At 46.7% G+C, this 21,207-nt stretch carries 16 protein-coding genes and 1 pseudogene; 11 read left to right on the top strand and 6 right to left on the bottom strand.

Going from position 1 to position 21,207, the window contains the following annotated elements; translation table 11 throughout:
- Positions 1 to 638: 638 nt before the first annotated feature.
- Complete coding sequence (locus AACV78_RS28370) at positions 639 to 1,034, top strand: response regulator (RefSeq protein ID WP_194010588.1); 396 nt, start codon at positions 639 to 641, stop codon at positions 1,032 to 1,034.
- Positions 1,031 to 2,800, top strand: a complete 1,770-nt coding sequence (locus tag AACV78_RS28365; protein ID WP_194010589.1) for an adenylate/guanylate cyclase domain-containing protein — start codon at positions 1,031 to 1,033, stop codon at positions 2,798 to 2,800. The genes AACV78_RS28370 and AACV78_RS28365 overlap by 4 nt, the downstream gene beginning before the upstream one ends.
- Before the next feature lie 403 nt (positions 2,801 to 3,203).
- Here AACV78_RS28365 and AACV78_RS28360 read toward each other — a convergent pair whose 3' ends face one another.
- Entirely contained in the window at positions 3,204 to 6,188 is a 2,985-nt protein-coding gene (locus tag AACV78_RS28360; RefSeq protein ID WP_194010590.1) for a PAS domain S-box protein, read from the bottom strand.
- 1,035 nt (positions 6,189 to 7,223) lie between these two features.
- On the opposite strand from AACV78_RS28360, the gene trpD reads away from it, so the two are divergent.
- Positions 7,224 to 8,339: an anthranilate phosphoribosyltransferase gene (trpD, locus tag AACV78_RS28355; protein WP_194010591.1), complete on the top strand. Its 1,116-nt coding sequence runs from the start codon at positions 7,224 to 7,226 to the stop codon at positions 8,337 to 8,339.
- On the opposite strand, the gene AACV78_RS28350 is transcribed toward trpD, so the two are convergent.
- Positions 8,319 to 8,594 (bottom strand): hypothetical protein, encoded by a 276-nt coding sequence (locus AACV78_RS28350; RefSeq protein WP_194010592.1) that lies wholly within the window; start codon positions 8,592 to 8,594, stop codon positions 8,319 to 8,321. The two genes, trpD and AACV78_RS28350, sit on opposite strands and share 21 nt — an antisense overlap.
- Positions 8,591 to 9,385, bottom strand: coding sequence for a retropepsin-like aspartic protease family protein (locus tag AACV78_RS28345; protein ID WP_228042524.1), 795 nt, complete (start codon positions 9,383 to 9,385; stop codon positions 8,591 to 8,593). The genes AACV78_RS28350 and AACV78_RS28345 overlap by 4 nt, the downstream gene beginning before the upstream one ends.
- Positions 9,386 to 9,677: 292 nt before the next feature.
- Between AACV78_RS28345 and carA the strand changes: the two genes are divergently transcribed.
- From carA to AACV78_RS28320, 5 genes are all read left to right on the top strand, one after another.
- Positions 9,678 to 10,829: a glutamine-hydrolyzing carbamoyl-phosphate synthase small subunit gene (gene carA, locus AACV78_RS28340; protein WP_194010593.1), complete on the top strand. Its 1,152-nt coding sequence runs from the start codon at positions 9,678 to 9,680 to the stop codon at positions 10,827 to 10,829.
- A gap of 404 nt (positions 10,830 to 11,233) precedes the next feature.
- On the top strand, positions 11,234 to 11,590 hold the full coding sequence (locus AACV78_RS28335; protein ID WP_194010594.1) for an STAS domain-containing protein: 357 nt from the start codon (positions 11,234 to 11,236) through the stop codon (positions 11,588 to 11,590).
- A 381-nt stretch (positions 11,591 to 11,971) separates the two neighbouring features.
- Positions 11,972 to 12,427: a Mini-ribonuclease 3 gene (locus AACV78_RS28330; RefSeq protein ID WP_194010595.1), complete on the top strand. Its 456-nt coding sequence runs from the start codon at positions 11,972 to 11,974 to the stop codon at positions 12,425 to 12,427.
- 535 nt (positions 12,428 to 12,962) lie between these two features.
- Positions 12,963 to 14,510 carry a 23S rRNA (guanosine(2251)-2'-O)-methyltransferase RlmB gene (gene rlmB, locus AACV78_RS28325; protein WP_194010596.1) on the top strand — a complete coding sequence of 516 codons (1,548 nt, stop codon included), beginning with the start codon at positions 12,963 to 12,965 and terminating at the stop codon, positions 14,508 to 14,510.
- A gap of 482 nt (positions 14,511 to 14,992) precedes the next feature.
- Complete coding sequence (locus tag AACV78_RS28320; protein WP_194010597.1) at positions 14,993 to 15,271, top strand: DUF1816 domain-containing protein; 279 nt, start codon at positions 14,993 to 14,995, stop codon at positions 15,269 to 15,271.
- Positions 15,272 to 15,631: 360 nt separating this feature from the next.
- On the opposite strand, the gene AACV78_RS28315 is transcribed toward AACV78_RS28320, so the two are convergent.
- On the bottom strand, positions 15,632 to 16,456 hold the full coding sequence (locus AACV78_RS28315; protein WP_194010603.1) for an alpha/beta fold hydrolase: 825 nt from the start codon (positions 16,454 to 16,456) through the stop codon (positions 15,632 to 15,634).
- 432 nt (positions 16,457 to 16,888) lie between these two features.
- Positions 16,889 to 18,154 (bottom strand): serine hydrolase, encoded by a 1,266-nt coding sequence (locus AACV78_RS28310; protein WP_228042523.1) that lies wholly within the window; start codon positions 18,152 to 18,154, stop codon positions 16,889 to 16,891.
- Positions 18,155 to 18,286: 132 nt separating this feature from the next.
- Between AACV78_RS28310 and AACV78_RS28305 the strand changes: the two genes are divergently transcribed.
- Positions 18,287 to 18,550, top strand: a complete 264-nt coding sequence (locus AACV78_RS28305; protein WP_194010599.1) for a hypothetical protein — start codon at positions 18,287 to 18,289, stop codon at positions 18,548 to 18,550.
- Here the strand turns inward: AACV78_RS28305 and AACV78_RS28300 are convergent.
- Entirely contained in the window at positions 18,505 to 18,957 is a 453-nt protein-coding gene (locus tag AACV78_RS28300) for a helix-turn-helix domain-containing protein (RefSeq protein WP_194010600.1), read from the bottom strand. The genes AACV78_RS28305 and AACV78_RS28300 overlap by 46 nt on opposite strands.
- A 363-nt stretch (positions 18,958 to 19,320) precedes the next feature.
- Between AACV78_RS28300 and gatA the strand changes: the two genes are divergently transcribed.
- Both gatA and AACV78_RS28290 read left to right on the top strand, forming a co-directional pair.
- Entirely contained in the window at positions 19,321 to 20,781 is a 1,461-nt protein-coding gene (gatA, locus tag AACV78_RS28295) for an Asp-tRNA(Asn)/Glu-tRNA(Gln) amidotransferase subunit GatA (RefSeq protein ID WP_194010601.1), read from the top strand.
- A gap of 160 nt (positions 20,782 to 20,941) precedes the next feature.
- A pseudogene (locus AACV78_RS28290) lies at positions 20,942 to 21,207 on the top strand (hypothetical protein); the annotation flags it as partial.

Genomic DNA, 21,207 nt, shown 5'->3' with positions numbered 1-21,207 from the left:
CCATTTGATATCTATTCTGCGTAAATCTCAGAAACCGGGTTTCTGTCTATATTTCTCGTCACCCAACCTAAAACTCCAAGAAACCCGGTTTCTCGCCATGAGCGTAAATCTCAGAAACCAGTTTCTGTCTATATTTCTCGTCACCCAACCTAAAAACTCAAAGATGTCAAATGGGTTCTATAAGGAGGTGAAATATCTGGCAAAGGATATAACGCAGTAAGTAGGTGGGGTTTTATTTAGTTCCATTCCATCTGCAATCTACCCCATTGGGAGGATGGCAAAAGTTAAAGCGTTTTGAGATCAATAACTCGGATTCTACCGGGAATCGAGGTAAAATCGCTGTACGGTGCGTTATGCTCGGCTAAGCTTACGCATTTAGATGTCTTGGTTTCGGCGACTGGGGAGGGGAGAGAACTTGAATATCCGTTGTTTCGTGGCATTTAATTGGCGATCGCACTTAAACCAAGAAACGGGGTTTTTGAACTCTGCCAAGAGGATTGTCAGCAAGTATTTTGGTAAAAAACCAAGGTAACGATCGGCGGTGCGATCGCGAGCTAGCATCTTAAAATGCGATCGGGCATACTAATACACTTTACTACTTTTCCTACTAATAAAAACTCACGAAGGAGAAAAAATAAATGTCTAAACCAGTCATTTTGTGCGTTGACGATGAGAGAATGGTGTTAGATAGTCTCAGGACGCAGCTAGCAGCAGAATTTGGGGATGCCTACACCTATGAAGGAGCCGAAGATGCTGAAGAGGCATTAGAGGTGATCGGCGAACTCTATGACGAAGAAACTAGCGTTATTGTGATTATTTCTGATTGGTTGATGCCTGGTATTAAGGGAGATGAGTTACTAATACGCATTCACAAACAATACCCCCATATTATTACAATTATGCTGACCGGTCAAGCTGACGAAGTAGCAGTTGACAGAGCAAAAAAGCAGGCTAATCTCCATCGCTGCTTATCTAAACCTTGGTCGGAAGCCGATTTACTGGAAACCATAAAATCTGGTTTGTTGAAGTTATGAAACAACAGGTAATAATCTGTGTAGATGATGACAACACTGTACTCAAGAGCCTCAAAGTAGAGCTCCAAGAAGCTGTCGGCAATGCTTATCTGGTCGAAATTGCCGAGGGTGGGGAGGAAGCATTAGAGTTGCTTGAAGAATTATTGTTAGATGGGTATGAAGTACCGTTAATTATTTCCGATCACATCATGCCTGAGATGAAGGGAGATGAACTATTAAAACAAGTCCACCTACTTTCGCCCCAAACTATCAAAATTATGCTGACGGGGCAAGCAGATATTGAGGCGGTGGGCAATGCCATCAAAAATGCAAATTTATATCGTTATATAGCCAAACCCTGGCAACAAGAAGACTTGAGCTTGACGGTAAAAGAAGCAGTAAACAGTTATCGGCAAAATCAACTTCTGGCATCACAAAACGCGCAGCTTCAGCAAATGAATCAGGAATTGGCTGATTTAAACCGCGAGCAATCGCTACTGATTGCGACACTCCACGACAACGAAAATCGTTTGATGCAGTTTTTGGAAGCAATGCCGATCGGCGTGGGAGTGCTGAATGCTGATGGCCAAGTTTACTATATCAATAAAAAAGCAAAAGAGATATTTAACAAAGGAGTCGTGTCTGAGATCCCAGCCGAAAAACTGTCAGAGGTTTATCAAGTTTATCCAGCAGGAAGTCTTGAACCTTGCCCTGTGGAAAACTTGCCCGTCATTCGGGCATTGAGGGGCGAAACTTCGGTGGCTGACGATTTAGAAGTCCGGCACGGAAATAAGATTATTCCCCTAGAAATTCATGCTTCCCCGATTTACGATCAGCAGAACAAAATTGTATATGCTATCAACACTCTTCTAGATATCACAGAACGCAAAGAAGCTGAGGCCGATCGCAAAAAGTTCATGGAGGAGCTTTTTGAGGTCAATCGCAGTTTGCAACTTTCACTGGAGGCAGAATTAGATATTGTTGAGGCGACAAGTCGTTTTGTACCCGATCAGTTGTTATCTTTTTTGGGATGTGACAGTATTGTTGATGTTAAATTGGGAGATGCGGTGGAGTTGGAAATGTCGGTGCTATTTTCTGACATTCGCGATTTCACGACTCTTTCGGAACAGATGACACCAGAAGAAAATTTCAAATTTATAAATTCATATTTGAGTTATATGGAACCGCTGATTCTAGAAAATCAGGGGTTTATTGATAAATATATTGGCGATGCAATTATGGCTTTGTTTAGTGAGGGTGCGGATGATGCTGTGAAAGCGGGAATTGCGATGCTGCACAGTCTTGCTGAATACAATCGACAGCGCGCTGCTGCAGGCGATGTGGCGATTAAGATTGGGGTGGGAATTAATACTGGTTCTTTGATGCTGGGTACTGTTGGCGGAAACAGCCGGATGGAGGGTACTGCGATCGGCGATGCGGTTAATTTGGCTGCTCGGATGGAGGGTTTGACGAAGAATTATGGGGTGTCGCTGTTAATTAGTCAACAGACTTTCGATCGCTTGACAAATCCTGCTGATTATGCGATTCGGGTAATTGATAAGGTTCAGGTTAAGGGGAAGTCTGAATGGGTGACTGTTTATGAAGTTTTTGATGCGGATTTGCCGGAAGTTAAGGCGGGAAAGTTGGCTACTTTGCAGTTGTTTGCTGAGGCTTTGTCTTTGTACGATATGAATAATTTTAGGGAAGCTGGGGGACTTTTTGCGGATTGTTGGCGGCAAAATCCGGGGGATAAGGTGGCTCGAATTTATTGGGATAGGTGTCATTAGTTAGTTGTTAGTTGTCATTAGTTAGTTGTTAGTTGTTAGTTGTTAGCTGTTGGCTGTTGGCTGTTGGCTGTTAACTGTTGACTGTTAGCTGTTAGCTGTTGACTGTTAGCTGTTGACTGTTAGCAGTTAGTTGTTAGCAGTTGGCTGTTAACTGTTGACTGTTAGCTGTTAGCTGTTGGCTGTTAGCAGTTGGCTGTTAGCAGTTGGCTGTTAACTGTTGACTGTTAGCTGTTAGCAGTTGGCTGTTAACTGTTGACTGTTAGCTGTTAGCGGTTAACCAATAACCAATAACCAATAACCAATAACCAATAACCAATAACCAATAACCAATAACCAATAACCAACAACCAATAACCAATAACCAATAACCAATCACTAACAACCAATAACCAATAACCAATAACTAATAACTAATTTGCTCGATCGGCATTTCTATGATAAATTCGGCTCCTTGGCCCGGTGCAGACACGCAACTCAGGGTGCCGCCGTGTTCTTGGACAACTTTATAGGAAATTGACAGGCCCAAACCGGTGCCTTTGTCGGCGGGTTTGGTGGTAAAAAAAGCCTCGAATAACTGCTGGCAAACTTCTTCCGGCATCCCTAGCCCGTTGTCAGAAATCCGAATTACAGCGTTGGAGTTTTGGACTTCTGTCCTAATTTTAATTTTGCTGGGGTTAGCTTGGGCTTCCTCTACCGATCGCCCTGCGTTGTATTCCTCGATCGCGTCGATCGCATTTCCGATCAAATTCATAAACACTTGATTTATTTTACCCGAATAGCACTCAACCAAAGGCAAATTTCCATAGTCCTTAATTACCGCAATTTCGGGATAGTTGCCGCGCGCCCTCAACCGGCTTTGCAAGATTAGCAGCGTTCCTTCAATACCTTCGTGCAGGTTGACTTTGCTCATTTGAGAATCGTCTTTGCGAGAGAAATTTCTGAGAGAGCGCACGATTTCCCGAATGCGATCGGCCCCAATCTGCATCGAGGACATCGCTTTTGGCAAATCTTCTAACAGAAACTCTAGCTCGATTTCCTCAATTTTATTTTGAATTGGTGCGGGCGGCTGCGGGCAGTGCTGCTGATACATATCGATCAAATTTAGCAAATCTTCGGTGTAGTGGCCGACGTGGACGAGATTGCCGCAGACGCTGCTAACGGGATTGTTAATTTCGTGAGCCACACCTGCTACCATTTGACCGAGAGTAGACATTTTTTCAGTGTGAATCAATACCGCTTGAGTTTGCTGCAATTCGTGCAAAGTATGTTCTAGCTGAAGTTTTTGTTGAGTTAACTCTGTTTGCGACTGCAGCAAAGCTTCTTCACTGCGTTTCTGCTCGGAAACATCAGTAATTAACCCTTCTAAAGCTATCAATTCTCCAGAGTCAGAATACACTCCCAAACCTTGCTCCCAAACCCATTTTAATTCGCCATTTTTACAAGTTATTCGATAATTGAGCTGATAGGGGCGATTTTCTGCCAAGGCTATTTGAATGGCATTCCACAAAATATCGCGATCGTCCGGGTGTGTCAATTCCGAGAGAGAAATTTGCCTGGTGCCGATAAATTCTTCAGGAGAATAGCCGGATAATTGATAGCAACCTTCGCTGACAAACTCCATACTGCGATCGGCATCATTGCGAAAACGATAGGCCATCCCCGGCAAATTGCTCATCAGCGTCGCCAGTGCCCGCTGGCTTTCCCGCAGGGCTTCTTCTGCACGTTTGCGATCGGTAATATCCGTCATCACCCCCAGCATACAAAGTTCGCCCTCCAAATCAATCAACTCTGCTGAAAGCAAACACACCACCAGCGATCCCGACTTCACCCGAAATTCGCATTCCTGGTTACGAACAATATATTTTTCTTGCAATATTTTCCTAAAATTAACTCGTTCTTCTGGCTTCACCCAAATATTTAAATCATCTACTGTATGGTAAATAGTTTCTGCTAAACTGTAGCCAGTCATCGCTAAAAAACTATCATTAACTTCAATAAAATTGCCTGAAAAAGTAGTAATAGTCATCGGATCTGGACTCGATCGAAAAGCTTTAGAAAATTTTTCTTCCGACAAACGCAACTTTTTAATAGCTGCTTCCAACTGACTTGTCCGCTCTTTAACCCGGCATTCCAACACCTCGTTAGCCTGCTTCAAATTTTCCTGGGCTTGCACCCGATAAGTGATATCGCGCACCACAGCTTGCAGCCAAATTTTGCCGCCGATATCCATAGAAGTTAGCAGCACTTCCGCCGGAAACTCGGAACCGTCCAAACGTCGGTGCAGCCAGTCAAAACGGCAACTTCCTGTGGTGATTGCCGTATTAATTTGCTCTTGACACAGACTTATAGAATCTTCTCCACTCGGTTGTAAAGGTGGGCTAAATGCCGAAGGATGCTTGCCGCAAAACTCAGATTCTGTGCTGCAGCCAAACAACTTTAAAGTTGCTGGATTGCAATCCAAAAATCCCTGTTCGTCTAACAGCATTACCGCATCAGTTGTCGATTCGTAGAGAGTGCGAAACTTCCTTTCCGATTCTTGCAAAGAAGCAATCAACTGCATTTTTTCTTCTGCAGTCCGCTTTTGCTCGGTAATGTCCTGCATGATTTGAGAAAAGCCTTGCAACTCTCCGCTTTCATCCCGCAAAGGAGTCACAATAATCTTCGCCCAAAATCGAGAGCCATCTTTGCGGAACCGCCAGCTTTCACTTTCATATCTACCTGCTGCGGTAGCTGTGGCTAATTTTTCTTGCTGTTTGCCAATTTTAATATCTTCAGGCACATAAAAGCACTCCGAGTTTTTGCCTACTATTTCGCTGGCTTCATACCCAAAAATTCTTTTAGCGCCGGAATTCCAGCTAGCGACATATCCCTTAGTATCTAACATGAATATAGCATAATCTTTAACGCCTTCTATTACCATTCGCAGGCGTTCTTCACTCTCTCGCAATGCAGTTTCTGCATTTTTGCGCTGAGTAACATCTTCGACAAACCCTTCGTAATAAAGCAATTTGCCGTCGGAATCGCGGACTGCTCGCGCATTTTCCGAAATCCAAATTACTGCGCCATCTCGGCGATAAATCTGCGATTCAAAATCCGATACGATGCCGCGCGCTTGTAAAGCCGAAACAAACTCGCTGCGGCGATCGGGATTGACGTAAAGCTGATCGCTGATATCGGTCAGATTCCCCATCAATTCTGCTGGGGAATTGTACCCGTAAATCCGAGCCAAAGCTGGATTAGCGCTGAGGTAACGCCCTTCGGGTGTGGTCTGGAAAATGCCGGAAACAGCATTTTCAAACATACTGTAATATTTTGCTTCCATTTGCTGCAGCGCCTCCTGGACATTCAGGCATTGTATTGCTTTATTTTGTAATTGTTGATTTGCCACTTTTGAATACCCTGCTCTTGTATTTGAGTTGAATATTTTTAGTATGTTCCTGTTAAGTATGAACAGTTAACTAGGCAGGAGAATACTGTGCCGCCCGATCGCGAAAAACAAGCAATCGCCCACAAAGCTTGGCGATTGGTTTGTGTCCGGGGCGGCAATTATACAAGTATGTTGATTCATTTTTCCTGCTGGGCTGTTAGATGTTAGATGTTAGATGTTAGATGTTAGATGTTATTGAGGCAAGTTTAGTTGATTGGGTTTGTCTTTTTTTAAGATTTGGCTGGTCTTCAGACGGGCGAGTTGGTCGATTCCCAACCTGCTCCTTAAAATCTGTCTGAATATATTAGCAGTTAAGTACCCTGAAATAAGTTAGTGGCGATGCTGTTTTACTATAATCAGAGGCAGCTACTTCTACAACCGCAAGAGTTTATTTTTAAGGTTTGGGTCAAAGTTCGATCGACTCTCTCTCTCCTGTGACTAACCTGCGGGTATCAACTGAACGGCTGTGGGTGCTGTGCTGTCGATTGGGAGATTGAAGATTTTGGATCGAATCATGGACTTGCGGCGCAGTGAATCTGTGACTGTCCCTCTGGCCTAAAATTTTGGGGTATCCACAACTTTTGTCGGAAACTTGTATCCGTTGGTGCTCTCGGTTACTGTTAATTATTTTTAGTGAAATATAATACAGCGGACTGCTGGTAGTTGGACGATCGCGCGTTTCCCTTTAAAGTTGCCATAACAAGACGGCAATTGTTGTATCAAAAACTTCATATTCGGCTGCTGCGGGCGGAGACATGATTTGACGCTGCTAATATCAGGGGCCAAAATCCGATCCCTGGGCTCAAAATAGGGTGAGATTTGGGCAGTTTCTCAAACAAGATGCAATTTTAAGGACGCTCTAAACCATTGTGCAGTAAGTCATTGCCAATTCTAAAATCTCCCACGCAAAAATTGAACATGGTGTAAGTCTGGTAAAATGCCGATCGATTCTCGGTTTGGCCGCTAAGCTCGATCGGGCTAAATTTGACTAAAACTATGACAGATTCTCCCGTACTCGCAACACTAGATATAGCCTCCGCTTCAACTTTGACAGCGGATTCTCCTCTGTGGCCAGCCCTGCTACAACAACTTTTAGACAGACAATCTCTCTCGCGCGCCCAAGCCACCGACTTAATGCAGGGATGGCTAGCAGAAGCTATACCCCCGGAACTTTCCGGCGCAATTTTATCTGCTCTCCAAGCTAAAGGCATTTCTGCTCAAGAATTGGCGGGAATGGCTCAGGTATTGCAGTTTGAGTCCCTCGCAGGCGAGTCAGAAAGTGTTTTGGATCGCCAATCTCGGAGTTCAAATCTTAAATTAATTGATACTTGCGGCACGGGCGGTGACGGTGCTTCCACCTTTAACATTTCCACGGCTGTAGCTTTTGTTGCCGCCGCAGGCCTAGTGCGAGTCGCCAAACACGGAAATCGATCGGCATCGAGCAAAGTCGGTTCTGCTGACGTGCTAGAAGCACTCGGAGTCAACCTCAACGCCGATATGGAGAAGGTAAAAGCTGCTTTAGACTCGGTAGGGATCACTTTTTTATTTGCGCCGGGGTGGCATCCAGCACTCAAGGCTGTAGCATCGCTCCGGCGCACTTTGAAGGTGCGGACTGTTTTTAACCTTTTAGGGCCTCTCGTCAATCCTCTGCGCCCGGATGGGCAGGTAATCGGGGTGTTCGATCCCAGGATGGTATCAACTGTGGCGCAAGCTTTGGGCGAGTTGGGGACTGAGTTGGCGATAGTGGTGCACGGCCGAGAAAAGTTGGATGAGGCGGGTTTGGGTGATGTGACTGATTTGGCGATTTTGTCGGGTGGCAAGGTGGAACTTACTACTTTAAACCCGGAACAGGTAGGATTGACACCAAGTGCGATCGGCTCGTTGAAAGGCGGAAATGTTGAGGAAAACGCCGAGATTTTGCGGAATGTTTTGCAAGGCAAAGGTACAGCAGCGCAAATGGATGTTGTAGCTTTGAATGCGTCTTTAGCTTTTCAAGTGGGAGGTGCAATTCCTATGGGTTCCCACGCTGCAGGAGTTGATTTGGCTAAGGATATTTTATCGAGCGGCGAATCTTGGTTGAAATTGCAGCAGTTAATTGAGTTTTTGCGGTGAAGGAAGAAGTTCGGCATCTGATGCAATTGGCGGATTTAACAGATGTTGAGGAATATTGGGGGAATAGGAGAGAGGGAAGAGGACAGAATAATCAGAACCGGAGCATCTCAATGAATGCAAAAAGTATTTTTTAACAGTGCGAGCATCCTTGAGGAGCGAGCTACACAAGAAGCTCGCGAGCCATGCCCCTCGCACTACAAAAGCTTCCCTATTCCCTCTTCCTTCTTCCCTCTTCCTTCTTCCTTCTTCCTTCACGATCGCGATCGAAATTCAATCACATCTTGCTTAATAGTCACATCTTTATTACCAAAAAAATCGTGACCCAGCAGCCCGATGTCTAGTGCGGGCGAGATCGGTACAACTATATTTGTAATCGCCAAACCGCCAGCTTCAATCGAAGAAAGATTGCCCAGAGGAAAAGTAGCCACTCCGTTGGGAGTTTTGGCTTGCACGCTTCCTTGAGGAACTATCTTCAAAGCAGTAGCCATTGCTGGCGTAATTACTGTGCGGCTTGCTCCAGAATCCACCATCATTTCAAACTTTTGCGTGCCGTTAAACGTGACTTCTATCACTGGGATATTAGCTTCTCGGCGTTTAATTTTGACCAGAAATACTCCCGATTTAGTATTAGCCTTAGTATCAGACGAACCTGCAGGAGCCAATTCTTGGGGCATAAAACCGCAGACAGAGCGGCTCAAGCTAATTGTTTGGCCGCGGTCGTTACGCATGAAGCATCCCTCGCTCTCTTGAGCAGTCGCTGGCGACGAGTTGACTGCAGTGTCAAGTAAAATTGAACTGCTCAGAGAAATAACTGCTGTTAAAAGCAGTAAAGGTTTGCGGAGGTTTTCGCTCAGCAGAGGCTTTTTTGAGTTGGAGAGTAAAGGCAAGGGAGATTTGCTGACCATAGTTTGTTTAAACGCTTGTTTGTCGATCGTAACAACGACAACCACCTTTGAGTATAGATTTAGCGCTGACAGTTTGGGGATTTCAGCTTGTATTTTTGTCTGATGAGGGCGGTATGCCACAAAATGCTTGACAATTGACAAACAATTTGTTTCAGTAATTGAGACTGGAAGGTTCCTAAGTCAAAAGTACCAAAGCACGTAATATAAATTTTTACGAGATTGAGCTATAAACCGTAAAAAAAAATACAGCAGGAAATTACTGTATGAAAATAAAATGAGACTTTTATGAGACATCTGCCAAAAAGACTGTTTTGAACGTGCAGGATGCCTGTTCCACAATCATTGTGGGAGAGGTCTATTTGGTCGATCGGCCAAAAGCCCCCAGTCGGGATAAAAATGAAATGAAACTAAACGTAAAGTAATTAAGGATGCCATGTCACTTTCAACAGCAAAACCCGCTCTCCTAGTCCTGGCTGACGGTACTGCTTACCGCGGCTGGTCGTTTGGCGCTGACGCCACCGTCGTCGGCGAGGTAGTTTTCAATACGGGAATGACAGGCTACCAAGAAGTCTTGACCGATCCTAGCTATTGCGGTCAAATTGTCACTTTTACTTATCCAGAATTGGGTAATACCGGGGTAAATCTCGAAGACGAAGAATCCTCGCAGCCACAAATTCGAGGTGCGATCGCCCGTAACGTATGCAGCCGCCCCAGCAACTGGCGCTGCTCGCAGTCCCTGCAAGACTACCTAAAACAGCACAATATCCCCGGCCTTTACGGCATCGACACCCGCGCCCTCACTCGCAAAATTCGCACTGTGGGAGCGATTAACGGTGGCATCTCGACAGTGATTCTCGACCAGGCAGAGCTGTTGGAGCAAGTGCAAGATGCCCCCAGCATGGACGGGCTGAATCTGGTTCGGGAAGTGACCACCCGCAAGGTTTACGAGTGGTCGGAAGCCACAGACTCGGTGTGGGAGTTCAGTCCGACAGTCCAACCGGCCAGCGGCGAAATGTGGACGGTGGTGGCGATCGACTTTGGGATCAAGCGCAATATTCTGCGGCGTTTGGCGAGTTACGGCTGTCGGGTAATTGTTGTACCCGCTGACACGTCGGCGGAGGAAATTCTCAAATACAACCCGGACGGCATTTTTCTGTCCAACGGCCCGGGAGATCCCTCGGCGGTAACTGAAGGAATCGCCACGGCTAGAGCTTTGTTGAAGTCAGACAAACCCGTGTTCGGCATTTGCATGGGACACCAAGTGCTGGGGATTTCCTTGGGTGCGGAAACTTTTAAACTCAAGTTCGGCCACCGGGGCTTGAATCATCCTGCTGGTTTAACCCAGCAAGTAGAAATTACTAGCCAAAATCACGGTTTTGCGATCGACCCGGATTCCCTAGTCCCGGAAGTAGAAATTACTCATCTCAATTTGAACGATCGCACCGTAGCCGGATTGAAGCACAAAACCTTGCCGCTGTTCTCAGTCCAGTACCACCCGGAAGCCAGTCCGGGCCCGCACGACGCTGACTATTTGTTCGATCGATTCGTGCAGTCCATGCGAGACCATCAGAAAATCAAAGCTTAGCCATCTTTGGGGAGTCATTAGTCATTAGTCATTGGTCATTAGTCATTGAGCATTGGGCATTAGTGCTGTCCCCCTCGCTTTCGGTTATTGGTCATCAGTCCGCAGTCATCGGGCTGGAATTGCCTCAGTTGTTTTGAGCTAATTTTCCAGCAGGCGGGACGGCGCACCCTACTCCCCACAAGAAAAAATCATTTTTGTGGGACGATCCTCCTCGCCCGTCACAGCTATTTTTGCAATTGCTCGTCTCTCAGAGGCTCTTGGTGTAGAGAGCCTCTGACTAATGACTAACGACTCCTGACCGATCGCTGACGACCAAAAAACTGTAGACAAAAAACCAAAAAACTCCTATAATGAAGCCTCGACTTTTAGTCATATTTAGCTAGGAGGGTGTCATTTCTGAGCCATTGACCCTGACCGTTAGCCTCAGAGGCACTCGCGAAGTCAAGAATAACTATCAGTTATTTCGCCTGACTGGCCTGCTCGACGCTTTTTCTGAGGCCACTTTTCGGAAGGTAATAAGCAAATGTATAGACGATGGCCCAAAACACGTCATTTTGGACTTGTCTAAAATAGACTTTGTGGACAGTTCCGGCTTGGGCGCACTTGTACAACTTGTCAAGAAAGCCCAAACCTTGGAAGGAACATTGCAAATTGTCTCAAATCCCCGTGTAACTCAGACTGTTAAACTGGTTCGCTTAGAGAAATTTTTGTCTTTGCAACCAACGGTTGATGATGCGGTAAAAAACGTCAAGGATACTTGATGCAAAGGTGGATTTAATTAGCTATCCGGTTCTCAACGCTGGATAGCAAATTTTTATAGTTTTGCGGGCAAAAAAATACTAATTTTCCGAGAAGCTGCGACACGCGCAAGCTGCAAATTCCCCTGATACTTTGAGATCCGGTGGAGGAACAGCAAAATATGTGTGGCAAACAGACGGAAAAATGGTATAAGAAGGGGAGCGTTGCGATAAGTGTAAAAAGTATTTTTGAGTCGGTGCGATCGCGATCGGCAAATTAGAGAGCTTTTTCGCGATCGAGATGCTCGCAATCCTGTGAAAGCTATAATTGCCTAGCGCGATCGAAGACAAAAATGTCAAAGGACTAGAACAACCAAGCTGTGCGGAAGTTTTATTTAAAAAAGTATGTCGCCTACCGCAGATGATGGACTCAAATTGAGCCTGACTGATATCAGTTTAAATCGACAGTATGCGGAGAGGGCGACACCAGCAGAAATAGAAAGGATATCGCCCTCCGCCTGGGCATATTTGGGAGATGCAGTATACGAACTCTACATTAGGAGCTCGTACTTAGTACCGCCGAAAAGATTGCAAGCTTATCACGAATTGGTGGTGGGACAAGTACGAGCCGAAACTCAAGCGCGTCACTTGCGATCGATCTCTCCTTATTTGAACAGTACAGAATTAGCAATTGTCAAGCGCGGGCGCAATGCCGTATCCGGCCGTTCCAAGCGAGCCGATCCAGAGATTTACCAACAAGCCAGCAGCTTAGAAACTTTGGTCGGATATTTGTACCTCACCGATTCCGAAAGATTGACGGAAATTTTGGGACTTTTAGAGCTAGAAACTGAAAGTATCTAGCAGTTAATAGTTGCGAAGGACAGCGGATTAATCAATCATTAATTCCACCGCAAACCTACCTAAAAAAGCCCAAAAATCGATGGCGCAAACAGGATCGACCGGCGATCGATACGTAGCGACAGTTTCAGGGATTACGATCGAGCGGGGGCTAGAAACCCGGTTGTCGAGAAAATTTAGTGGCGCTTGACAATAAATATCGGAAGAAATCGGGTGTCTGAGGTCACGAATCGGCTTAGGACTTGCGTTTTGTGACTACCACCTAAAAACTGTCGCTACCGATGGAGTGATTAGACTTAAGTTGCACTGTGCATCGCAGACTCCAATGAATTATCTGCGTCCCTCTGTGTGTATTGGCTTGCAATCTGCGCTTAACAGATCGATCGAATATGTATGCAGATCGAGCTTATCAACGAGCAACTTTCACCAGAAAAATCTTTGATCCCAAACCCGCCAATCTCAAATCCCAAATTCCTAAGATTGGTTTCTCAAGCCAAAATCTCAAATCTCAAATCGCTCTAACTGCAATCATAAACCCATGAGAAAATTTACCAAACCAAACTCCTCGCGATCGAATTCCGACAGCAAGCCATTCAGAAGCGAAGGCCGCCGTCAAGACTCGCAATCCTCCTCTCCCCGCTTTGAACGCAAGCCCTCTCCCGACACTCGCGGAGTAGAAGCGCCTCAAAAGCGATCGACTTTCTCTCCCCAATCCCGAGAAATGCCCGTGCGAGCAATTTTCAAACGGAATGTCGATGGCGACGGCCAACCCTCCGCGCGCCGACAGTTCAAAGACAGAGACGGAGACAGCAGCCCGCAGGAATCCCGCGGCAATTTTTACAGAGACAGGGACAGAGACAGAGACGGAGAGAGAGACGGATACAGCAGCCCGCAGCCAGCCCGCAATAATTTCCGAGACAGAGACAGAGACAGCAGCCCGCAGCCAGCCCGCAACAATTTCCGAGACAGAGACAGAGACAGAGACAGCAGCCCGCAGCCAGCCCGCAACAATTTCCGAGACAGAGACAGAGATGGATACAGCAGCCCGCAGCCAGCCCGCAACAATTTCCGAGACAGAGACAGAGACAGCAGCCCGCAGCCAGCCCGCAACAATTTCCGAGACAGAGACAGAGACAAAAACAGAGACAGCAGCCCGCAGGACTCCCGGGGCAATTTTTACAAAGACAGAGACAAAGACAAAAACAGAGACGGAGATAGCAGCCCGAGGGAATTCCGGGGCTATCATTTCAGAGACAGAGACAAAGAGACAGACACTCGCCCTGTGGACACTGCCTCAAATACTGTCGTGCAACCAGACGCAAACACAGACGACATGATTTACGGCCGCCATGCGGTGCAAGCGGCTTTAGAAAGCAACCAAGTGCTCAACCGGATCTGGGTTGTCCCGCACCTGCGCTACGATCCGCGCTTTCACAGCTTGCTAACCGAAGCCAAGGCCAACGGCAGCATCATTGATGAAGTTGACGATTTGCGCCTCGACTACATCACGCGGAAGGCCAACCACCAAGGTGTAGCCGCCCAAGTGTCAGCTTACGAATACTTGGATTTGAGCGAACTGATCGCCAACGCTAAGGCCGCTTGCCCAGATCCAGTGATTGTGGTAGCAGAAGGACTTAACGATCCCCACAATTTAGGGGCGATCGTTCGCACCGCAGAAGCGTTAGGAACTCAGGGCATTGTGATTCCGCAGCGGCGGGCCGTCGGAATTACCTCGGCAGTGAGAAAAGTCGCAGCAGGGGCATTGGAAAACCTGCCAGTGGCAAGGGTTGTCAATCTTAACCGGGCGCTGGAAGAATTGAAAGAGGCTGGATTCTGGATTTACGGCACTGCAGCAGGGGTAGGTGACTCGGTAGAGACAATCAAGTTCTCCGGGCCTACTGTTTTAGTTGTGGGCGGTGAAGCTGACGGTTTGAGCCTTTTGATACAGCGCGGCTGCGACGGATTAGTTTCAATTCCTTTAAGGGGAAAGACTCCTAGCCTGAATGTGTCGGTAGCAACGGGGATGGCTTTATACGAAATTTACCGCCAGCGGGGGCCCAAAAAGTTTCACGTACACGGATCTTGAAGGTCGTTGAAAAAAAGTGTACAACAGAGTAATTGATGTAAGTAGCTCAATCCGGGCGATCGGTCTCTGTAGCTACTTACACCTTACTAGGACAATGCCGGTACAATGTGATCTGGGAAAACACCATGTCTGGAATTCAATTAGAATTAAAGCTGAATAAACAACAGATAAATCTGATTACAACCCACTTTTGTTGTTCCCAGTCGATCGGCAGTTAAGGCGATAAAATAATAGGTGAATGCAGCCTCTCCTTTTGGGGCTGCATTCCCTGAACAAGTAAGGATAGCAGATCGGCTTTCGTTAGTTGTTCCGGCGAAAGTAGAAGGGGCCTTTCCCCTAGCTAGGTGCAAATCTATTTAGATATCGGCTTTAAATAGGTTTAAATGAGTTTTTGGTAGGAGTGGCACAGCCGAGTAAATAACAAAAGCGCCGGTGTTGCCCGCAGCACCGTGAAAACACCGTCAAATAAATTCAAAAAGCAGATGAAAGAAGCCTTGATTAGCTTGCTCAATTTTTTCGGATTGGCTTGGTGGGTTGAAGTTAAAACTTCAACGCCGCGGTGCATTTACTATTTTGGCCCCTTCTTGACCGATGGAGAGGCGGAAGCTGCAAAAGCAGGATATGTAGAAGACATAGAAAATGAAGGTGCAGAAGGTGTTGGTGTTTCGATTCAACGCTGCAAACCTATTAATTTGACTGTTGCAGATGATTTGGGAAAGTTTGGTGATGGAGGGTTTTTGCCTGTTTTGAGCAGTCAGTAGAAGCAGGGGAATTTTGAGTGTGTGAGTTGTAAATTAAGTTCCGGTAACATCGGAATTATACCACAGTGCGATTCGGCGATCGCACTTTTTAATTCAGATACAAACGCAAACGATAGACATAATATCGTGTCCTATCAAATCCTATCTTCATCGGAATAGTAAATTCAGGCGTTGACTGTTAAGTTAAGAGGGCCCGCCCGCACCATCCACCGCCCCTACTGACTGTTGACTGTTGACTGTTAACTGTTAACATCATAAAGAGTGCAACTGGAATTGATATCATGTCGATTGACAACGATAAAATTGGTTCGCGGTGTTTTTGTGATGGTAATCGACTGGACATGATATAAGTTCAGAACTTTAGCTAACTGCTTGGGGGTTACTCTCAATCCAGCGATCGATGTCTGCGATTACCCGATCGGGAATTTCCCAAGGAAACAAATGGGCTGTATTCGGATAACACTCCCACTGACAATCGCGGAGGTGGCGGGCTGTTTCTAAACTGGATGCGGAGGTAATGTGCCGATCGCCCTCAGCAGCCAGCACCAAGCAGGGACATTGAATGTCGCCGAGATGCTGCAGTCGATCGTATCCGGCTCTGAGAGCGGTATTTAAAGCCTTTGTAGCCGCCCCGGAAGTCTGGAGATAGGCGGGAGTACCTGCCCGTGCCAAGTAGCGGTAAGGCGTGGCTGTATGCTGCTGGATCAAGTAGCGAAAGAGCGATCGCCTGCCAAAAGTATCAATATTCCACTGCCAACCGGGAATCACCCAATTGATGATTCCGGCTAAACCGGTGTAAAGGTTATCTTGCCAAGAGATCGGAGGGTGACTCCCTCGCGGTTTGGCCGCCGATGCCAGCACAATCAAACCTGTGACTCGCTGGGGATATTTCATCGCTAATTCCAGGGCTAAAATCCCTCCCAAAGACCATCCGACAACCAAACACCGATCGACTCCCAATCGATCTAAAAGTGCTTCTAAATCAAGCAGGTGGTCGGTCATTTCAAAGGGATTTGAGGTGCGGCTGTTGCCGTAGCCGCGCAAGTCTGGGGCGATCGTCCGAAAGCGCTTTGAGAGGTGTTCTGTAAACACGGACATACAATCGCCGGAACCGGGATGTCCGTGCAAGCAAAGAATAGGAAATCCTTCGCCTTTGACAGAAACACTGAGTTTTTGATGCGGCATTTTTAAGAGAAGGAAGAGGGAAGAAGTCATTAGTCATTAGTCATTAGTCATTAGTCATTAGTCATTAGTCATTAGTCATTAGTCATTAGTCATTAGTTATTAGTTATTAGTCATTAGTCATTAGTCATTAGTTATTAGTTATTAGTTATTTGTTTTTTATTTTTTGTTATTTGTTTTTTATTTTTTGTTTTTTGTTGTTGGTAACAACTGACAACTGACAACTGCTTTCCCTACAACGTCATTAGTCATCAGTCATGTTTTGCTGTCCCCCCGGAGCTTTCCGTCCAACGTCATCAGCAAGAGGGAACTTCTCGATCATCTTGGCGGTTGCTATAGCAATCAAAAGCAGGATTTGTGGGATGAGCTTTTAGCAGCGTCCAGGATTGATGCTTCAACCAAATTCGTATTTTGGTGAACCTAGCTCCAGAGTGGTTAAAAACTGGGATTTTTGCTAATATAATCGGCAATTTTAGAAATAGAGTTGCGGATTTGTAAATCGCCGCTGCTGCGACTGTCTATCACAGTCATCACGTAGGCTTCGCCGTCAATATTCATCGCTAAAGTTGTGCCTAGCACCAGGGAATTTTCGCCAGTTTTTTCGCCCAACCACTGAACTTTAGTTCCTTCCAAGGCGGCAAATCCCAAAGCGCGATCGTACTGGCGGTTGAGAGTTTCTACTAACAGTTTAGCACCCGGTGTTTCGCCGTTGTAAATTTGCACCATCATTTCGGTTAGTTCGTTAGCAGTCAAGCGGTTGGGGCCAGAACCGGGGTTGTAGGGCATAATTTTTTCGCCCATTAATTTGAAGTTGACGCGGGTTACTTGGTAGCCGCGATTTTCTAAGAATTGATTGATGTAATCGGAACCTACATAATCGATCAGTTGATTGGTGGCAGTATTGCTGCTGCGATCGATCATTTCTTCTAACAGTGTCTTCAACGGGTAATTTTTAGCGGACACAATCTTCGTCGATGAGTCTTCGGTAAAATTACCCCGATTGACGAACACTTCCTGGTTTAGACTAATTTTTTCTTGTTCGACTTTTTGCATCAGGGCGACAGCTATCGGCAGTTTAATTAAGCTGGCCGGGCTGGCAGGAGGCACATCGCCCCGCAGGTTCACGCACTCTCTCGACAGGTGGCAAATGCCGATCGAAGCCTTCTCTGACAAACCGCTTTCCCGCGCAACTTCCGCCAAAAAATCTGATTTTGCTTGCCGCACTTGAGAGGTGGCTGCTGTGAAGTTTTCCCGGTATTCTTGAGTTTTTGATGTTTTGAAAGGAGCTAAAAAGGAATTTTGGGGAACTTCCTGCAAGTTGTTGAGGGCCTGGTGCCACAAAAATTGAGTTTGTTGCGAAGATTCGAGCGACTGATTTTGCTGTTTTCCAGTTTCTACGGCTCGGTTGGCTAAGCGGACTGCTTGCTGCAAATTGTCGTTAGCTCTCTGTTCTACTAATATTTGAACATCTACTGCTTGCAACTGTTGTATCAGTTTTTCTTGGGGATTGCCGCCGAGGGGAATTAAGCCGGAAAGCAGGGTTGGTTCTGGGGAGGGAGAGGCTGGTTGTTCTAATTCGGTGACGAGCCGATCGCGAATTTTGTAGAGTTCGTCTAGGGAACGCGGGTTAGATGATTGAGAGAATGAACTGGCGATGGTTAACACCTGAACCAGTCCGATGCCGGCGACTACTGCCGCCATCTTGTTTGCGACCGACAAAAAACGCCCGATTCCTCGCATATATTCGACATCCTCAACACAACCAAATTCAATCTAAGCAGCTATTGTTACAAGAGTCAAACGATTTTAGATTTTAGATTTGGGATTTGGGATTTGGGATTTGGGATTTTAGCCGTAGGGTGCGGATACATCGACAATCCTCAACAAAGAGCAACAATCGATCGAGCGGCGCACCTGTTCTTTTGCCCAATGCCCGATGCCCTGCGCGGGCCAATGCCCGATGCCCTGCGCGGGCCAATTCCCAATGCAAAAATAAAGGGAATCGATCGCACTCAATGGCGATCGACTCCCTCTAAAATATTGCGAACAATCTACTTTTTGCGCCGCCGCCAGTCAACACCCAACCGCTTGAGGTAATCCCAGCCGCGTTGGGGCCAGACACGATCGATACCGATCTTTTCGGCAATCCAGAGAGCTACTTTAGGCCCTGTCCAGTCTCCGCCATCGGGGGCAGGGCCTTGCAGCGCTTGTCGCAGTTCTTCTTGCTGTTCTGGACTCAGCAAGGATTTTGCAGGAGGGGGCTTGCGGTCTCCGCTGCGGTTTCTCACAGAGGTAGGCCCTTCTCGGTTGTAGCGCTGGACAATTTCTTTGGCGTAGTCGTAGTTGAGACCTACGACTTGGGCTGCTTCTTTGATAGTCCAATTTCGGGAAACTAGCAGCAGTAAGTGCCAGCGGCGGGACTCTGTGGTGTTTTGTGCCTGCCGGTAGCGAAGTTTGAGTTCCTCTGCCGTCAGGTGAGATTCTAAGTGAGCTTTAGGTGGCATTCCTCCAACGGGGCATCGGGAACTTCTTAGCATATATCTCTAGTTTTGGGGACAATTCCGGATGAAATTTTTTTCCTGGGGATCGTGGTGGCAAAGACCTAGCTTTTTTGACTAAGAATTTCTTGATGGTATAAGCCCCGGATTTATCTGTGGAATCAATCCAAAATCTAAAATCCTCAAGCCCCCGCATTGATCCGTGGGGTCGCCTCTAAAATCTAAAATCTAAAATCTAAAATCTAAAATCTAAAATCTATTGACTGCAGATGCGCGCAGATAGACGCTGTTGAGGAAGGGCTGTAACCAGGTGCAATTGCCAGCTATATTGACTAAGTGGCCGAAAGTAGAAATGATAAAGGTACGAGCATGGCATCCATCCGCGAGTTGCACCGACAACTGGTCAATAAAGAACGCTCTGCTGTGGAAATTACTCAAGAAACATTAGACCGAATTACCCAGCTAGAGCCGAAGTTGAAAAGCTTTCTGTGCGTGACGGCAGACAGCGCAATGGCCCAGGCCCACAAAGTGGATGCCCAAATCGCCGCCGGTGAGGAAATTGGGCCCTTGGCCGGCATCCCGATCGCCGTTAAAGACAATATGTGTACCGATGGCGTTCCCACAACCTGCGCCTCTCGGATTTTGGAGAATTTTGTGCCTCCCTACGATGCAACCGTCGTCTCCAAACTCAAAGCCGCCGGTGCGGTGATTGTGGGTAAGGCGAATATGGACGAGTTTGCAATGGGGAGCTCGACGGAAACTTCTGCCTATCAAGTTACCGCGAATCCTTGGGACTTGGAGCGCGTACCCGGAGGGTCTTCTGGCGGTTCTGCCGCAGCGGTAGCCGCCGGAGAATGCGTCGCGAGCTTGGGTTCGGATACTGGGGGTTCGATCCGCCAACCTGCTGCTTTTTGTGGCTTGGTGGGGCTGAAACCGACCTATGGGTTGGTTTCTCGTTACGGTTTGGTGGCCTATGCTTCTTCTCTGGATCAAATCGGGCCCTTTGGTCGGACTGTTGAGGATGCGGCGATTTTGTTGGGGGCCGTCGCTGGTTACGATCCGAGAGATTCCACGAGTCTTAATGTCCCAATTCCTGACTACGCTCAAGCTTTAAGACCCAGTTTGCGACCGAAGGGTCAGATTAGAATTGGTGTAATTAAAGAAACTTTTGGTGTAGGGCTGGACTCTGGGGTTAAAGACGCTGTTACTAAGGCGATCGAGCAATTTCAACAATTGGGCGCAGAAATTCAAGTCGTTTCTTGTCCCCGCTTCCGCTACGGTTTACCCACTTACTACATTATTGCTCCCTCGGAAGCTTCGGCAAATTTGGCGCGGTATGATGGAGTAAAATACGGTTTCCGATCGCCCGATGCCGACAATCTTTTGGATATGTATGCCAAAACTCGCTCTCAAGGGTTCGGTGCGGAAGTTAAACGCCGGATTGCGATCGGCACTTACGTGCTGTCGGCTGGATATTACGACGCCTATTATCTCAAAGCTCAAAAAGTTCGGACTTTGATTAAAGAAGACTTTGAAAAAGCTTTTTCTCAAGTTGATGTTTTGGTCTGTCCCACTGCTCCGACTACGGCCTTTAAGGCCGGGGAAAAATTCAACGATCCCCTGAGTATGTATTTGTCAGATTTGATGACTATTCCGGTGAATCTGGCTGGTTTGCCAGCTTTGAGTTTGCCCTGCGGATTTGATGATAAAGGACTGCCGGTGGGCATACAACTGATTGGTAATGTTTTGCAAGAATCTCGGTTGTTTCAAGTAGCTCATGCTTACGAACAGTCTACGAATTGGCACTTGCACCGCCCTGATTTGGATTAATTTTTCAAACTTGGCGGAACTGGACGGTGGAAGTTAGTAATCGATCTTGGCTAATTGTCTAAAATTAATCATTGACAGTTAGCTTGAAAGCGATTGCTAATTTTTTCCGTTTCTATTTTCTATGAACAAGTTACCGCTTTTCTTTTTGTCGAAATCGCTGATGATTTTTGGGATAGTTTTAGCGATCGCCTATTCTGCCGCTTGTCTATTTCTATTTGCCGCGCAAGGTAAGTTTATCTTTTTTCCGGCGCGGGCGATCGAAACTACGCCAGATGATTGGCAGTTGAAATATCAAGATGTTTTGCTGCCAGTTTCCACTACAGCAGGCGCGGTGGAAAGCGTGCATGGGTGGTGGATTCCGGCTTCGGAAAACCCCCGCAAGGTTCCGGGGGAAGTAAGAGAAGCCGCTCGGGTTAACCCATCGGA

The organism is Tychonema sp. LEGE 07196, from assembly GCF_963890365.1.
GTDB lineage: Bacteria > Cyanobacteriota > Cyanobacteriia > Cyanobacteriales > Microcoleaceae > Microcoleus.
The sequence above is the reverse complement of the archived record's forward strand: the minus strand, read 5'-3'. Positions and strand labels throughout refer to the sequence as shown.

Bases quoted from the DNA above. Each gene is read 5' to 3' on its own strand.
- AACV78_RS28370 (WP_194010588.1), top strand. From the start codon at position 639: ATGTCTAAACCAGTCATTTTGTGCGTTGACGATGAGAGAATGGTGTTA.
- AACV78_RS28330 (WP_194010595.1), top strand. From the start codon at position 11,972: ATGTCGCCTACCGCAGATGATGGACTCAAATTGAGCCTGACTGATATC.
- trpD (WP_194010591.1), top strand. From the start codon at position 7,224: ATGACAGATTCTCCCGTACTCGCAACACTAGATATAGCCTCCGCTTCA.
- rlmB (WP_194010596.1), top strand. From the start codon at position 12,963: ATGAGAAAATTTACCAAACCAAACTCCTCGCGATCGAATTCCGACAGC.
- AACV78_RS28320 (WP_194010597.1), top strand. From the start codon at position 14,993: ATGAAAGAAGCCTTGATTAGCTTGCTCAATTTTTTCGGATTGGCTTGG.
- AACV78_RS28300 (WP_194010600.1), bottom strand. From the start codon at position 18,957: ATGCCACCTAAAGCTCACTTAGAATCTCACCTGACGGCAGAGGAACTC.
- AACV78_RS28365 (WP_194010589.1), top strand. From the start codon at position 1,031: ATGAAACAACAGGTAATAATCTGTGTAGATGATGACAACACTGTACTC.
- AACV78_RS28310 (WP_228042523.1), bottom strand. From the start codon at position 18,154: ATGGCGGCAGTAGTCGCCGGCATCGGACTGGTTCAGGTGTTAACCATC.
- carA (WP_194010593.1), top strand. From the start codon at position 9,678: ATGTCACTTTCAACAGCAAAACCCGCTCTCCTAGTCCTGGCTGACGGT.
- AACV78_RS28315 (WP_194010603.1), bottom strand. From the start codon at position 16,456: ATGCCGCATCAAAAACTCAGTGTTTCTGTCAAAGGCGAAGGATTTCCT.
- gatA (WP_194010601.1), top strand. From the start codon at position 19,321: ATGGCATCCATCCGCGAGTTGCACCGACAACTGGTCAATAAAGAACGC.